Raw genomic sequence first — 16,094 nt, forward strand, 5'->3', positions numbered from 1 at the left:
AGTCTCCCTCTATTTCCCTAAACAGAACTGCGAGAATATTTGATCAATCAATGAGTCTCCGGCTTCATCGCCAAGAATTTCACCAAGTGACTCCCACGCCGAACGCGCATCAATCTGAATGAGATCGATAGGTATACCTGCTTCAGAAGCTTCTATTGCTTCGACTAACGATTGTTTAGCCCGTTTCAACAAAGCAATATGTCGGACATTGCTTACATACGTCAAATCACCTGATTCAAGCTGACCCTCAAAAAACATATCGCTTATCGTCTTTTCCAAACGGTCGAGACCATCTTCCTCAAGAACTGACATTTTCACAATAGAATCAGCAGCAATCGACTCCTCCACCACCTCAATTTCTAATTGACGCGGCAAGTCAGTCTTATTTAGGATCGCAATGACGGGTCGCCCCTTCATTTGCAGCAAAAGCTCACGATCATCAGTTTGCAGCGGCTCATTATAGTTAAGCACCAACAAGATGAGATCCGCCTCTTCTAGCGCATTTCGCGAGCGTTCTACTCCGATTCGTTCAACCACATCATTCGTCTCTCGAATGCCGGCTGTATCAAGTAAACGCAGCGGTATACCATTCAAAGCGACGAACTGCTCAATGACATCACGCGTAGTCCCAGGAATGTCCGTGACAATCGCTTTGTTCTCCTGAGTGAGAACATTCATCAGCGACGACTTGCCGACATTAGGACGCCCGACAATGGCCGTTACAATGCCTTCACGTAATATTTTGCCTTCATTCGCCGTTTTTAACAAACGATCTATTTCATCAATAGCAGAATCGCATTGGTCACGAATAAAGGCATTCGTCATTTCCTCTACGTCATGCTCCGGATAATCAATGTTCACTTCAATATGGGCAAGCAGTTCAATAACGGTCTGCCGCAAAGCTTTAATTCGCCTGGACAATACACCCTCTGCTTGTTTACGAGCTACAGAAAACGCGCGATCCGACTTGGAACGTATGAGATCAATAACCGCTTCGGCTTGCATAAGATCGATACGACCGTTCAGGAACGCCCGCTTCGTAAATTCCCCTGGCTCTGCTGTGCGGTAACCATCCAACTGCAATACAACATCAAGCACCTTCTTAACAGCAATAACGCCGCCATGCGCGTTAATCTCGACAACATCCTCAGCGGTAAAAGAACGTGGACCTCGCATTAACGTAACGAGTACCTCCTCCACCTCTTCGCCTGTTGCCGAATCAACGATATGTCCATAATGCAGCGTATGGGTATCTGCATCCTTTAAATTCATTTTGGATCGAAAAACAGAAGCGATTCCGGCAATTGCCTCAGGACCGCTTACTCTTATTATCGCGATGCCGCCTTCTCCGACTGCTGTCGAAATAGCTGCTATCGTATCGTGTACCATTGCTGTCAGCACCTCTCAAATGGAAAAACAGCAATGACCATTATGAGCCATTGCTGTGGATAGCGTATTGATTCTTATACATTTATAGGGATAGCCTACTGTCTTAACGCGATGACAACTCGCCTATTCGGCTCATCACCTTTACTGAACGTTTTTACCTTAGGGTGGTTCTGCAACTGCGAATGTATTACCTTGCGCTCATGCGGAGACATTGGCTCCAGGACAACTTCTTTCCTGGTCCGAATGACTCGTCCAGCTAAACGGTCGGACAAATCCGCTAACGTCTTGCGGCGGCGCTCACGAAAATCCTCTGCATCAAGAACGATACGCAGATGACTGTCTGAATAACGATTAGCCACAATGTTAACCAAGTACTGTAGTGCATCCAACGTTTGTCCGCGACGTCCAATCAGCATACCAAGGTCACCGCTGCCAGTTACGGACAGATGGGTTCCCTCTCTTGTTTGCTTTCGATCGATGTTCACTTGCAGCCCCATCGTACCAGCTACTTCACGGAGGAATTGCTCCGCTTCCAGCATGGGATCGGGAATAAGCTCAAGTTCAACTTTCGCTTCTTTTGCCCCGAACAGTCCAAAGAATCCTTTGGTTGGCTGTTCAAGTACAACTTGCTTAACGCGGTCTTCAGTGACTTGCAATTGTGTTAAACCGTTACGTACAGCATCCTCTACCGTTTTCCCTGATGCAATGATTTTCTTCATTTCGCAGGGACCTCCTTACCCTTATCAGCATTACGAACATATAGGAAGTAGTTTTGAATGATCGTGTAAATGTTACTGTAAACCCAGTATAGCGGTAGTGCTGTTGGGAAACTCAATGCCATTACAAAAATAAGTACTGGGAATATCGCTAACATCATTCCCATACCGGGCATCGTTTGTGTTTGTTGTTTTTGCATCATCTTCGATTGAACAAAAGTCGTAGCAGCAGCTAGAACAGGAAGGAAATACCAAGGTCCCGCTTCACCTAATGGAAGACCTAGGAACGTGTCTTCAGCAATCGCGCTGCTCTTGTAAATTGAATTGTAAAGCGCAATGAATACAGGCATTTGTACGATAAGCGGCAAACAACCTGCCATCGGATTAACCTTATTCGTCTGGAACAGCTTCATGGTTTCCTCTTGCTGTTTCTGCGGGTTGTCCTTATGCTTCTTCTTAATTTCAGCCATCTGAGGCTGTAGAGCTTGCATCGCCTTCGAGCTGCGATATTGTTTTAGCGTTAATGGTAAAATTAATGTTCGCACTATAATGGTCAAGAGCAATATAGCTAAACCGTAATGCCCATTAAACCAGCCCGCAAACGTATCAAGCGTAAGTGCGAAATAGTAAACAACATATCTGTCCCAGAAGTTACCACCCAGTAAATCTTCAGTCACCATCTTCTCACCCTGTGGAGGTGTACAGCCTGCTAACAGTCCCATTAGCAGTACAAGTCCAATTACAAGAAACCATTTCTTCTTTGAGTCAATACGGAACAACATTAAAACTCCTCTCTGAGAGCCATCACATCAAGCGTAAACGACTGGTGCCCTACTTCGGCTGCCTAGCTTTCGTTTCGCAATGAATATAAGCATTATATATGTAACAAACATAAACGGCTATGCCATCTATTGGCGGCAATGCTGCGTTTAGCGTTGAAATATAAGCATTGGTATAAGACTGAAACTTATACGTCCTTATATTTAAACAGAATCACATTAATGATATATTTTCATTCTAGACTATACCATAATTTATGGTACAAAGAAACATGGAGCAAGTCCCTCTCATCGGCTTATTTGCGCCAACAAAGACCTCTTATTTTTGGAACACAAATGGAGCGCCCAGAATAGCTTTAATCTGCCCGCTTCACCTTCGTATTTGCTGTGCTTTTCAACAAGCCGGCTTTCTTCAAAACATGAAGCACGCTCTTCTCCATTTCCTTCATCTTCATTAACGTTGCCGGCTTTCTGACAATGAGAATGAAGTCAGTCCTGGGAACAACACGATTCGCTTGATGACGAACAATTTCTTTGATCATCCGGCGCATTCGGTTACGAACAACCGCATTGCCGATTTTTTTACTCGCGGACACGCCAAGACGAAACGGATCGGCCGATGGCTGCTTAGACCAATAGACTACAAACTGCCCATTCGCAAATGATTTGCCGCCTCGGTAAATCCGGCTGAAGTCTTCACGGTTGCGAAGACGCAATTTTCTATGCACGACTGATGGCCACCGTTCCTTCATTGATGTTCTAAATATCATAAGCAAGTGAGCAGCATAAGCAGCCTGCTCCCCCCGCTCCTCATCCTCACAAGCAAAAAAAAAAGACCACCGGACGTGGTCTTCTGCTTATGCGCTCAGTACTTTTCTTCCTCTTTGACGACGCGCTGCCAAAACTTTACGTCCGTTCTTTGTGCTCATCCGTTTGCGGAATCCATGCACTTTCGCGCGTTTGCTTACATTAGGTCTAAATGTAGGTCTCATCGTTCTGCACCTCCTATACTGCGTGTTTCCAATCAAGCGTAAACGGCTCTCGCCGTCTAAATGGACGGAGCAGCATCGTTTCGCAGTGAAATATAAGAATGGATATAAGTCGTAGACTCATACCTCTTATATTAAAAAACGCTTTTTTTATTAAACCATGTTGACCGCCAAAAGTCAATGACCCGTGCCAATCGGAAATGGTGGATAAAAAGAAACGATCCTTCCGCTGTGGATAACGTATGAAATCCATCTCCTTATCAAAAACTAATAACATGTGCACAATCCACAGCTGCCCACAACGAACTTTGTCGAAATCTTAACAAGATATAAACAATATGTAGTGGTGTAGATAACTTTTATGCACAAGCAGTTGAGAATGTGGATAAAATATGCGATTTCGTTGAAATATAAGGGATCTTTTGCTATGATAATTATGTTTTCATTGTGGATTAGATCGTTATTGCCTCAGTTTTATCAACAGCCTGTGGATAACATTGTGAACAAACTCATCCCCTATTTATAACTCATTCACTTGGTAATCTGTACAATGTGGATGGTTTCGTTATAATACCCTTAATTTCGACATTTTTTCTTGCAACTGCGCCACTTGTGGCGATTTGGATAAGGAGTGACAGTCTGTGGACAGCCATACCTATGATTTATGGCAGCAAGTGTTGTCGATCATCCAGACTAAATTAAGCAAACCGAGCTTTGACACCTGGTTCAAAGCAACGAAGGCTTCTTTTGTTGATGATTCCATGCTTGAAGTAACAGCGCCGACAACATTTGCGGCCGAATGGCTGGAAGGCCGTTATACGAAGCTAATTAGAACAACTCTCTTTGAGTTTTTGGGCAGGCAGGTCGACGTTCGCTTTTCTATAGAAGAACCAAAGGGCGCCGAGCCGGCCTATATGTTCCCGCAGAAAACCGTACATTCGCCTGTTATGAGTGAAGAAGCAACACCTACTCATATGCTTAACCCGAAGTATACATTTGATACATTTGTAATCGGGGCGAATAACCGATTTGCTCACGCTGCGTCGCTAGCTGTAGCCGAAGCACCAGCCAAAGCCTATAATCCTTTGTTTTTATACGGGGGGGTAGGACTGGGCAAAACCCACTTAATGCACGCCATCGGCCATTACATCATGGATCATAATCCGAATACGAAGGTGCTTTATATTTCGTCCGAGAAATTTACGAACGAATTTATCAATGCCATTCGTGATAATCGCGGCGAGAGCTTTCGTACAAAATATCGCAATATCGACGTCCTTTTGATTGATGACATTCAGTTTCTCGCCGGAAAAGAGCAGACACAGGAAGAGTTTTTCCACACGTTTAATGCGCTTCACGAGGAACGAAAGCAGATCGTCATCTCTAGCGATAGGCCTCCCAAAGAAATTCCGACGCTGGAGGATCGTCTGCGTTCTCGGTTTGAATGGGGACTCATTACCGACATACAGCCTCCGGATCTGGAGACACGGATTGCCATTCTTCGAAAGAAGGCAAGAGCAGAAAACCTAGATATACCAAACGAAGCGATGATCTATATTGCTAATCAAATCGATACGAACATTCGTGAATTAGAAGGCGCCTTAATCAGGGTAGTCGCTTATTCATCCCTTATAAATGCTGATATTACGTCCCATTTGGCGGCAGAAGCACTCAAGGATATTATTCCCTCCAGCAGGCCAAGGATGATTACGATGCATGACATACAGACCAAGGTTGGCGAGTTCTATGGACTTCGTCTAGAGGAGTTCAAAGCGAGGAAGCGGACAAAAGCAGTTGCCTATCCGCGGCAGATTGCAATGTATTTGTCGAGGGAGCTCACCGATTTCTCACTCCCTAAGATAGGCGAGGCTTTCGGAGGGCGTGACCATACGACAGTCATTCATGCGCATGAGAAAATTACACAGCAGCTAAAGATTGATCAGGATCTATACAAAATCATTCAGAATCTGACCGAAAAAATCAAAAATCATATGTGAACAACTAAGCAAGCCTATGCACACGCTATGCACATGTGGATAGGCTTGCTTTATCGGTCTTCCACGGGGTTATCCACATATTCAGTGCCCCTACTACTACGACTATTAAAAATCTTTAAAATAACATCATCAAATAAGCGTAAACGGCTATTGCAACCCTTTTGCAGAAAATCCGTTTTCGTATAAGTTCATACCTGAATCCATTTATAAAAACGCTAGGAGTGAAACCATGAAATTAACCATTTCAAAAAATGAACTAAACGATGCGATACAACAAGTAGCCAAAGCTGCCTCTTCACGCCCTGCGATACCGATTCTTGGCGGTATCAAAATCGAAGTCACTCATTTAGGCGTAACACTTACTGCAAGCGATACTGATATTTCCATACAAAGCTTTATCCCTGTGGAAAAAGATCAATTCGTTATTGCACATGTGGATAAACCCGGAAGCGTTGTGCTTCCAGCCAAGTTTTTTGTGGAAATCGTAAAAAAGCTTCCTTCCGAACAAGTGATGATCGAAGTTAGCTCAACGTATCAGACAATCATCCGCTCCGGCTCGACAGAAATTCAAATGGTGGGTCTTGACCCAGAAGAATTCCCTGTACTTCCTTCCATCGAGCAGAACGAAGTGTTGCAAATGCCTGGCGATCTATTAAAAGCGATGATTCGTCAAACCGTGCTAGCTGCTTCGGCAAGCGAACAAACGCCTATTTTGACAGGTGTACTATGGAATCTTCTAGAAGGCGAACTTAAATTTATTGCTACTGACCGTCACAGACTTGCAAGCCGTACAGCGCAAGTAGAAACGGACGATCAGTTCAAATTCAGCAATGTCGTTATATCCGCCAAAACATTAATTGAGCTCTCGAAGCTCGTACCCGAGCAGAACGCGCTCGTTGATATTGTCGTAGCAGATAACCAAGTGTTATTTAAGCTGGGGAATGTTTTGTTCTATACACGCATCTTGGACGGCATCTATCCAGATACTTCTAAGATTATTCCGCAAACGTTCAAAACAGAACTTGTACTTGATACAAAAAATGTAATGGACGCTATTGACCGTGCATATCTGATGTCTCGCGAGGAAAAAACGAATATCGTTCGTTTAATGACGCTGGAAGACGGCACGATTGAAATTTCATCGAGCTCAACGGAGCTTGGCAGAGTGACAGAGCAGCTTGAAGCGAAGGAATTCAATGGCGATCCGCTTAGAATTGCTTTTAACTCGAAGTACATGCTGGATGTGCTCAAGGTAATCGACAGCGAGCAGCTCTTTTTTGGCTTTACGGGAGCTATGAGCCCCATCATTATCAGACCTATGGATCATGCGTACAGCATGTACGTCATCTTGCCTTATCGGACCACAGGCTAAAGGCTCGTTTAAGCATAGACATGAAAGAGGGAAACCAAGTGAAAGAAATTGCGATTAAGACAGAATATATAACGCTGGGACAATTCTTGAAGCTGTCCGACTGCATCTCAACAGGCGGTCATGCTAAGTTCTTTCTGCAGGAGAACACGGTTGTCATTAACGGAGAAGCAGATAACCGCAGAGGCAGAAAGTTATATGTTGGGGATAAAGTAGAGGTTGAAGGCTGCGGGGCTTTTGTAGTAGGCAAAGTGTAACGCACCAAGGGACCTGGAGGTCGAAACGTGTTTCTAACAAGCATTCAGCTTCAAAATTATCGTAACTATAGCGAGCTTGATCTGCAAACACCGAATAAGGTGAATGTATTTCTAGGCCCCAACGCCCAAGGGAAAACGAATTTGCTCGAAGCGATATTTGTACTTGCACTTACGAAATCACATCGCACATCGAAGGATAAAGAGTTGATTGGATGGCAAGCGGATTCTGCGCGCATTTCAGGCGAGGTCGACAGAAAATATGGATCTATAAAGCTGGATCTGCTCTATTCGCCGCAAGGAAAGAAAGCCAAAATCAATGGCCTTGAACAACGTAAGCTAAGCGATTTTATCGGATCTGTTAATGTCGTGATGTTCGCGCCAGAGGATCTTGAGATTGTAAAAGGAACGCCGGGTGTGCGCAGACGGTTTCTCGATATGGAAATCGGTCAGGTGCAGCCCGGCTATTTGTATACGCTCCAGCAGTATGGCAAAGTGCTGCAGCAACGCAATAATTTTTTGAAAGCAGCTTACCCTGGAGGGGCAAATCAAACGATGCTGGATGTGTGGAATATGCAGCTGGCAGAGCATGGTGTTAAAATCATGAAAAAAAGGAAACACTTCATACATAAATTACAAACGTTTGCAGAACAGATCCATGCAGGTATAACAAACGGGGCCGAGCAGCTCACAATTGAGTATCGCCCTTCTTTTGATGCGGATGCTCAGCAAGATGAAACTGTTTTATTTGATCAATTTATGATAAAGTTAACACAGGTGAAAGATCAGGAGATTCGCAGAGGGGTTACGCTAGTGGGACCGCATCGCGATGATCTGGCGTTTTTTATAAACGGCAAAGAAGCGCAAGTCTTCGGCTCTCAAGGGCAGCAGCGAACAACGGCCTTATCTTTAAAATTGGCAGAGATAGAGCTCATTAACGAGGAAATCGGTGAATATCCGATTCTATTACTTGACGATGTGCTGTCGGAGCTTGATCAGAATCGTCAAACACAGCTTATTGAGACATTTCAAAGCAAAGTACAAACCTTTATTACAACGACCGGCCTTGAAAGCGTGAATGTGAGCAGGCTTCAAGATGCCGGCATCTACCATGTGCAGAACGGCCGAGTGACGCGTTAGGTGCGAATAGGAGAGGTGAGGAAGAGGTCATGTACATCCATTTGGGCGGCGAGAAAATAATTCGGGCTGCGGAACTGGTGGCCATTTTTGATATTTCTATCGAGCAATCCTCCAAACTCTCCAAGCAATTTGTTGCGGGAGCACGCAAGCGCAAGGATGTTGAAACGATAGGCGAGGAAGAGCCGAAATCGATCGTTGTAACGAAGCAGAAAATATATTATTCGCCTATTTCATCCTCTACGCTTAAGAAAAGGGCTCATCATTTTGCAGCGAACGGCTAGAGCGAAGGCGATTAGGAACAGCAGTTGAGAGGAGCAGTGAAGTTGCATGTCTTTGGAGCAGCATACGTATGACGAGAGTCAGATACAGGTCTTGGAAGGATTAGAGGCGGTACGCAAACGTCCGGGGATGTATATTGGCTCCACCAGTGGCAAAGGTCTTCACCATCTCGTATGGGAGGTTGTCGATAACAGTATTGACGAGGCTTTGGCCGGTTTTTGCTCAAGAATCGAAGTAATCATTCACGAGAATAACAGCATAACTGTTATCGATAATGGACGCGGCATTCCTGTGGGGGAGAATACGAAACTGAAGAAATCGACTCTTGAGGTCGTAATGACAGTTTTGCATGCTGGAGGTAAATTCGGCGGTGAGGGCTATAAAGTATCTGGCGGCTTGCATGGCGTCGGTATATCTGTCGTAAACGCGCTTTCCGAGCTCGTCATTGTTCAAGTTAAACGTGAAGGACATATCTATCAGCAAGAATACCGTAAAGGCGCTCCGCAATATGATATCAAAATTATCGGAGATACGACGGAAACGGGCACACAGACTACGTTTACGCCGGACAGCGAGATTTTTACGGAAACAACCGTTTTTGATTATGAAACGCTGCAATCGCGGATCCGCGAATTGGCGTTTTTGAATAAAGGCATTGAAATTGTATTGTCCGATGAGCGTACAGGCGTATCGAATACGTTTATGTACGAGGGCGGACTTATCGAGTTCGTAAAATATTTGAACCGTACTCGTGAGCCGCTCCATGAGCAGCCGATTTATGTGGAAGGGTCGAAGGATCATATCCATGTAGAGGTCGCTTTGCAATACAACGACAGCTATACGGAAAATATTCATTCCTTTGCCAACAACATCAATACGCATGAAGGCGGTACACATGAGTCCGGCTTTAAGAGCGCTCTGACGCGTATCATCAATGACTATGCACGCAAATCCAACCTGATTAAGGATAATGATTCGAACTTCTCCGGAGACGATGTGCGCGAAGGCTTGACGGCTATCATTTCCGTTAAGATTCCTGAGCCACAATTCGAGGGTCAGACGAAAACCAAGCTGGGCAATAGTGAGGTTCGCGGAATTGTAGAGTCGTTTTTTGCTGAGAAGCTTCAGGAGTTTCTCGAAGAGAATCCGTCCGTATCACGCAAAATTATTGAAAAAGGGCTGCAGGCCGCACGTGCCCGCGAGGCAGCGCGCAAAGCTCGTGAGCTCACTCGTCGGAAAAGCGCCCTTGAAGTTGGATCGCTTCCTGGCAAGCTTGCCGATTGTTCTTCCAAGGATGCATCGATAAGTGAACTGTACATCGTAGAAGGTGACTCTGCAGGCGGATCTGCAAAGCAAGGACGCGACCGTCACTTCCAAGCCATATTGCCGCTCCGCGGTAAAATCTTGAACGTAGAGAAAGCGCGTCTTGATCGTATTCTCGGCAATGCAGAGATTCGGGCTATCATTACAGCGCTCGGAACCGGTATTAGCGATGACTTTGATCTTGCCAAAGCAAGGTATCACAAAATCATAATCATGACTGATGCCGACGTCGATGGCGCTCACATTCGTACGCTTATGCTGACGTTCTTCTATCGATATATGCGTCAAATTATAGATGCGGGTTATATTTATATCGCTCAGCCGCCGCTCTTCAAGGTTGAACGCAATAAGGTTATCCGCTATGCACAGACCGAGAAGGAACGTGATCGGATTATTGCAGAGTTCGGCGAAGGCGTTAAAGTAAATGTCCAGCGTTATAAAGGACTAGGCGAGATGAATGCTACACAGCTATGGGAGACAACGATGGATCCAGAGAGCCGCACGATGCTGCAGGTGACGATTGAGGATGCGATCGAAGCCGATGTCGTATTTGATACGCTCATGGGCGATAATGTTGAACCGCGCCGCGATTTTATTCAAAAATATGCGAGATACGTAACAAATCTCGATTTCTAAAATAGGAAGGTTTCAGCCGTTTACGCTTGGCAAGCGTAGAGGTAAGAAGCAGACGCCCATTACGGACGCCTGCTTCTTTTTTTGAAGCGTCCGTAGGCGACCGCGTAGCGGTACACTTTGTGAAAGACGCTTTGGTCGGGCAGCTTTCGGAATATAAAAGGGTCAGGCAGCGTATTTACTTCCAGTATCCACGGATGGAGCTTAGCGTCAATGGCAATATCGACACCGATTTCCTTCAAATGGGGATAGGCTGCCTCCAGATTACCTGCGATGGCGATACTGAGCTTTCTTAATCGGTTTTTGAAAGCAGCAAGCTCTGTTAAGGTGGCATGGCCGCTCATAAGCCTTTCAATAGCCATTGGAGTTCCACCGCTATGATAATTGGTTACAATTTTTCCAGGATGGGCAAGGCGTCCAATAATACCTGTTGCCTCCCATTCATTACGTAGATCTTTTTGGACCATCACTCGAATGTCAAAGCGACGCTTCTGATGGCGAAGCAGGTGGATGCCCTTCTGTACGATGTGGCGTCTGCCTTTCTTTTGGCGTACAAGTCTTTGGTATAGCTGCTCGAAGGTTGGGAAGTACATAATCTTTGTGTTCAACTGGTAACGGTACCCGAGACCTGGAGTCGTTGATCTCTCAATGCGGGTGACGCCGTTTCCAAAGGTTCCATTAATCGGCTTGAAATAGATCATTCCGTATTCGTTCAGCATTGACTGGAGCGTTGCTCGGTCAAACAGCCTTGTGGCGGGCATGTATTGGCGCAAATAATCGGATTTGAGCATAATTTTTGTTTTTGCCCATTTGCTCTTAACACGTTGAATGCTCAACGATTTTTCTCCTCTCTCGCTGTTTCTGATCTTCGCTTGGAATTCCAATGATGAAGGAGACAGACTTGGAATTGAGTGGTATAATGAAAGTTGGGTCTGTTTATTTTATGGCAGCTTTTTATTTATGGAGAGCGGTAATTCACCTATTTTTAAACAATAATGATGAGAGATTTACCGGAATCCCAAAAGCATGAGCGAAATAGGTTTATAAGCTCGCTTTTTGAGAAAGAAATATAAGGTTATGTTGGTTTAAGAGTAGCTATAGATGGTGTCAGGGAGGTAAATCATGGCGGAAGAACAACGTATATCTATAAAGGACCGGGATATTGGTACAGAGATGCGTGATTCTTTTATGGATTACGCAATGAGTATCATCGTAAGCCGGGCTCTTCCCGATGTTCGGGATGGACTGAAGCCTGTGCATCGACGAATTTTGTATGCGATGTCTGAGCTTGGCATGTCACCGGACAAGCCCCATAAGAAATCGGCGAGAATCGTCGGAGAAGTAATCGGTAAGTACCATCCACACGGTGATTCGGCCGTGTATGAATCAATGGTTCGGATGGCGCAGGATTTCTCCATGCGTTACATGCTTGTTGATGGACACGGTAACTTTGGTTCGATTGACGGCGACTTTGCAGCAGCCATGCGTTATACAGAAGCTCGTCTTTCCAAAATCGCGATGGAATTGCTGCGTGATATCAACAAGGAAACAATTGACTTCGCACCCAACTACGATGGTGAAGAATCGGAGCCTGTCGTATTGCCTGCCCGGTATCCGAACCTTCTTGTTAACGGAGTAACAGGAATCGCGGTCGGTATGGCAACGAATATTCCACCTCATAACTTGAACGAGGTTATTGACGGTGTTCAGGCTCTCATTGTGAATCCTGATATTACGCCTGTTGAATTAATGGAATATATCAAAGGTCCGGACTTCCCGACAGCAGCTTTTGTAATGGGCCGACAAGGCATTCGTCAAGCTTATTTGACAGGCCGTGGCTCCGTGACCATGCGTGCTCGGGCTACAATCGAAGAGAATAACGGCAAAGCGCGCATTATTGTGCATGAGCTGCCATATCAAGTCATCAAAGCAAGGCTGGTCGAAAAGATCGCTGAGCTGGTTCGGGAGAAGAAAATCGAAGGTATTACTGATCTTCGAGATGAATCTGACCGTAATGGTATGCGAGTTGTTATTGAGCTTCGCCGAGATGTAAATCCAAGCATTGTACTGAACAATTTATACAAGCATACGCAGTTGCAATCCAACTTCGGGATTAATATGCTGGCGCTAGTGAATGGCGAGCCTAAGACGCTCAATATTCGCGATATGCTTTACCATTATTTGCAGCATCAGATTGTGGTTATACGTCGCCGTACCGAGTTTGACCTCAAGAAGGCAGAAGCTCGGGCACACATTTTGGAAGGCTTACGAATCGCACTTGACCATCTGGATGAAGTAATCGCGTTAATTCGTGCATCTCAGACAGCAGATCAAGCACGTGAAGGATTAATCACTAGATTCTCACTCAGTCATGAGCAGGCACAAGCGATTCTAGATATGCGCTTGCAGCGTCTGACCGGACTTGAAAGAGACAAAATAGAAGCAGAATACGCGGAGCTCATGCGGAAAATTACTGAACTCAAAGCTATTCTAGCGGATGAGCAGCTAGTGCTCGATATCATCAGTACAGAGCTCGCGGAATTGAAGGATCGTTTCGGTGATGAACGACGTACTGAGCTCATGGCAAGTGATGAGGAAATTCTGGATGAGGATTTGATTCCTCGCGAGGACGTTATCATTTCCATTACGCATACTGGCTATATCAAGCGTCTGCCAGTTGGTACGTATCGGAGCCAGAAGCGGGGCGGTAAAGGTGTAGTCGGAATGGGAACGAAGGATGATGACTTTGTCGAGCATTTATTCGTCTCCAATACGCATCATTATCTCTTGTTCTTTACGAATAAGGGGAAGGTGTATAAGCTGAAGGCTTACGAGATACCTGATCTTAACCGTACTGCGCGTGGAACGCCAATTATCAACCTTATTCAAATTGAACAAGGTGAGACGATAAATGCAGTTATCCCTGTACAAGAGTTCGATTCCGAGCACTTCTTGTTCTTTGCAACAAGGCAAGGCGTCGTGAAGAAGACTCCGCTTGATGATTATGTCAACATCCGGAAGGTTGGACTTATCGCGATCTCACTTCGCGAGGATGATGATCTAATCGGCGTGAAGCTGACTGACGGTAACCAAGAAATTATTATGGGTACAGCTCAGGGGATGTCGATTCGTTATTCGGAGCAGGATGTTCGGTCTATGGGACGTTCGGCAACCGGCGTGAAGGGAATCCAGCTTGACGAGGAAGATACCGTTATCGACATGGATGTTATCGTACCGGATAAGGATATCTTAATCGTTACCTCCAAAGGCTACGGCAAGCGTACACCGGTACTCGATTATCGCATTCAGAATCGTGGCGGCAAAGGTATCAAAACGCTTAACGTTACGGATAAGAATGGTCCGATCGTTTCGCTTAAAGTCGTTGAGAACGATGAAGATCTTATGATCATGACTGCATCTGGAACGATGATTCGTACCAGCATGGAAGGCATCTCAACGATGGGACGTAATACGCAAGGCGTCAAGCTCATCAACACACGTGAGGACGATACGGTGGCGACGGTTACTCGTGTTGCGCGCAGTGAAGAGAATGAAGCACTAGACGAGAATGAAGAAGAGATTGGCGAAACGCCAAACGAATAAATGGAGAAACATAGCTGATTCCGATACTTTGCGGATCAGCTTATGTTTTTAGTTTCTTAAATATATGTAGCGAAAATATTCATTTACTGGGGAGAGGACTCTCGTGGCGGCGGTAACGTTATTACATCTTAAATTAGGCGACAAAATTATTGAAGATGTCCTCACTCCGCTTGGCAGTGTTTTATTTCAAAAGGGGAAAGTTGTAACACCTAAAGAAATGGAAATATTGCAAGCATTCCTCATTACAAGTGTAGAGATTGAGTCAAACCAAGCTTCAAGCAAAACACGTGAGGACGCAGATGAGGATGCTGCCCAAGAAGTGAGTCCAATGATTGCGGCATCTCCCCTTCATGAAGAATATGACAAGATGGTCATTGTTTTGCGACAAGTATTCAATTCTTTTGTTGCTGGACAAGTTTTGCCAGTGATGGATATTCGCAAGCAATTGGAGAAGCTATTGGAGCAAATTAAAAATTATAATTTGCTGACTTTTGTACCGCGTCAATTTTTGGAGAAGGATTATTTACTTCATAATGCGGTAATGTGCGCTCTAACTTCTTATCAAATTGCACAATGGACAGGCTTTCCTCAGAAGGATTGGATGCAAATTGCATTTGCAGGACTATTTCATGACATTGGGAACGTAAAAATCGACAAATCGATTCTTCTGAACCCAAATTCCTTATCTGTGGAAGAGAAGGAAGAAATGATGCGTCATACGGTACTTGGCTATCAACTGCTCAAAAATGTGCCAGCTCTAACCGAAGGGGTTAAAATGGCATCATTGCAGCATCATGAGAAAGTTGATGGAACGGGGTATCCACTCGGTATTGACGCGACTAAAATAAATCCATATGCCAAGATTGTAGCTATTGCAGATATCTTTCACGCAATGACTTTAAATAAAGCGTATAGAAAAGCCGCATCTCCGTATCTTGTGCTGGAGCAGATTCAAAGTGATGCGTTCGGTAAGCTGGATCCTACTTATGTGCGTGTTTTTGTAGAGAAGGCTACGCAGTTCCACAATGGAACGGTCGTAAGGTTGAGTGATGAACGAGTTGGCGAAATTGTATTCTCGGATCAACACTATCCGACTAGACCTTGGGTTTCCATTGAAGGTGTCATTGTAAATTTAATTGTCGAGAGACAACTGCATATCAAAGAAGTACTGAGGTAATTTTTTAATGAAAAGCAGTAAGTACGGAATGGCTGCCTGAAGTAATTGTTCAGAAGCATATTCATGTACGTGCTGTTTTTTTTTGAATAGATTAGTACGTCTTGAGAAGATGAATTAATCATTTTTTGTGTATAAACCGCTATATAGTAAGGGTTTATCGGGAATGCAATGGGACTAAATGCTGCTACATAGAAAAAAAACGAAAAAAATGAAAAAAACACTTGCAATGGGATAGGCGCCTATGATATATTATCTAGGTCGCCAACGAGAGACACGGTCGACACGAAAGAAAAGCTTGCTCTTTGAAAACTGAACAACGAGTAATAACTGCCTCGCAAATCCTTCGGGATAAGCGAAAAAGCGATAAAAAAGTAATGAGCATTTCAAACACCAATTTGGAGAGTTTGATCCTGGCTCAGGACGAACGCTGGCGGCGTGCCTAATAC

14 protein-coding genes are annotated in these 16,094 nt (G+C 44.8%); 8 read left to right on the top strand and 6 right to left on the bottom strand.

Going from position 1 to position 16,094, the window contains the following annotated elements:
- Positions 1-9 precede the first annotated feature (9 nt).
- From mnmE to rpmH, 5 genes are all read right to left on the bottom strand, one after another.
- Complete coding sequence (gene mnmE, locus FGT79_RS17140; protein ID WP_138754023.1) at positions 10-1,389, bottom strand: tRNA uridine-5-carboxymethylaminomethyl(34) synthesis GTPase MnmE; 1,380 nt, start codon at positions 1,387-1,389, stop codon at positions 10-12.
- A 95-nt stretch (positions 1,390-1,484) separates the two neighbouring features.
- Positions 1,485-2,108 (bottom strand): RNA-binding cell elongation regulator Jag/EloR, encoded by a 624-nt coding sequence (gene jag, locus FGT79_RS17145; RefSeq protein ID WP_138754024.1) that lies wholly within the window; start codon positions 2,106-2,108, stop codon positions 1,485-1,487.
- Positions 2,105-2,887, bottom strand: coding sequence for a YidC/Oxa1 family membrane protein insertase (locus FGT79_RS17150; RefSeq protein ID WP_138754025.1), 783 nt, complete (start codon positions 2,885-2,887; stop codon positions 2,105-2,107). Before FGT79_RS17150 ends, jag begins: the two co-directional genes overlap by 4 nt.
- 353 nt (positions 2,888-3,240) lie before the next feature.
- Positions 3,241-3,612 (bottom strand): ribonuclease P protein component, encoded by a 372-nt coding sequence (gene rnpA / locus FGT79_RS17155; protein ID WP_138754026.1) that lies wholly within the window; start codon positions 3,610-3,612, stop codon positions 3,241-3,243.
- Positions 3,613-3,741: 129 nt separating this feature from the next.
- Positions 3,742-3,876, bottom strand: coding sequence for a 50S ribosomal protein L34 (gene rpmH / locus FGT79_RS17160; protein ID WP_054025773.1), 135 nt, complete (start codon positions 3,874-3,876; stop codon positions 3,742-3,744).
- Between the two features lie 638 nt (positions 3,877-4,514).
- On the opposite strand from rpmH, the gene dnaA reads away from it, so the two are divergent.
- From dnaA to gyrB, 6 genes are all read left to right on the top strand, one after another.
- A complete protein-coding gene (dnaA, locus tag FGT79_RS17165; RefSeq protein ID WP_138754027.1) occupies positions 4,515-5,870 on the top strand; it encodes a chromosomal replication initiator protein DnaA in 1,356 nt (451 codons plus the stop codon).
- Positions 5,871-6,099: 229 nt separating this feature from the next.
- Entirely contained in the window at positions 6,100-7,242 is a 1,143-nt protein-coding gene (gene dnaN / locus FGT79_RS17170; RefSeq protein WP_138754028.1) for a DNA polymerase III subunit beta, read from the top strand.
- A 38-nt stretch (positions 7,243-7,280) separates the two neighbouring features.
- Entirely contained in the window at positions 7,281-7,496 is a 216-nt protein-coding gene (yaaA, locus tag FGT79_RS17175) for a S4 domain-containing protein YaaA (RefSeq protein WP_138754029.1), read from the top strand.
- 27 nt (positions 7,497-7,523) lie between these two features.
- Positions 7,524-8,633 carry a DNA replication/repair protein RecF gene (gene recF / locus FGT79_RS17180; protein WP_138754030.1) on the top strand — a complete coding sequence of 370 codons (1,110 nt, stop codon included), beginning with the start codon at positions 7,524-7,526 and terminating at the stop codon, positions 8,631-8,633.
- Between the two features lie 29 nt (positions 8,634-8,662).
- On the top strand, positions 8,663-8,914 hold the full coding sequence (gene remB, locus FGT79_RS17185; RefSeq protein WP_012772007.1) for an extracellular matrix regulator RemB: 252 nt from the start codon (positions 8,663-8,665) through the stop codon (positions 8,912-8,914).
- 46 nt (positions 8,915-8,960) lie between these two features.
- On the top strand, positions 8,961-10,871 hold the full coding sequence (gene gyrB / locus FGT79_RS17190; RefSeq protein ID WP_138754031.1) for a DNA topoisomerase (ATP-hydrolyzing) subunit B: 1,911 nt from the start codon (positions 8,961-8,963) through the stop codon (positions 10,869-10,871).
- Between the two features lie 59 nt (positions 10,872-10,930).
- On the opposite strand, the gene FGT79_RS17195 is transcribed toward gyrB, so the two are convergent.
- Positions 10,931-11,704 carry a YheC/YheD family protein gene (locus FGT79_RS17195; protein ID WP_138754032.1) on the bottom strand — a complete coding sequence of 258 codons (774 nt, stop codon included), beginning with the start codon at positions 11,702-11,704 and terminating at the stop codon, positions 10,931-10,933.
- Positions 11,705-11,990: 286 nt separating this feature from the next.
- On the opposite strand from FGT79_RS17195, the gene gyrA reads away from it, so the two are divergent.
- Together gyrA and FGT79_RS17205 are read left to right on the top strand one after the other, a co-directional pair.
- Positions 11,991-14,471 carry a DNA gyrase subunit A gene (gene gyrA / locus FGT79_RS17200; RefSeq protein ID WP_138754033.1) on the top strand — a complete coding sequence of 827 codons (2,481 nt, stop codon included), beginning with the start codon at positions 11,991-11,993 and terminating at the stop codon, positions 14,469-14,471.
- A 103-nt stretch (positions 14,472-14,574) separates the two neighbouring features.
- Positions 14,575-15,648, top strand: coding sequence for an HD-GYP domain-containing protein (locus tag FGT79_RS17205; RefSeq protein ID WP_138754034.1), 1,074 nt, complete (start codon positions 14,575-14,577; stop codon positions 15,646-15,648).
- Positions 15,649-16,094: the final 446 nt, after the last annotated feature.

The sequence above is a fragment of the Paenibacillus sinopodophylli genome, assembly GCF_005930355.1.
GTDB classification, from domain to species: Bacteria; Bacillota; Bacilli; order Paenibacillales; family Paenibacillaceae; genus Pristimantibacillus; species Pristimantibacillus sinopodophylli.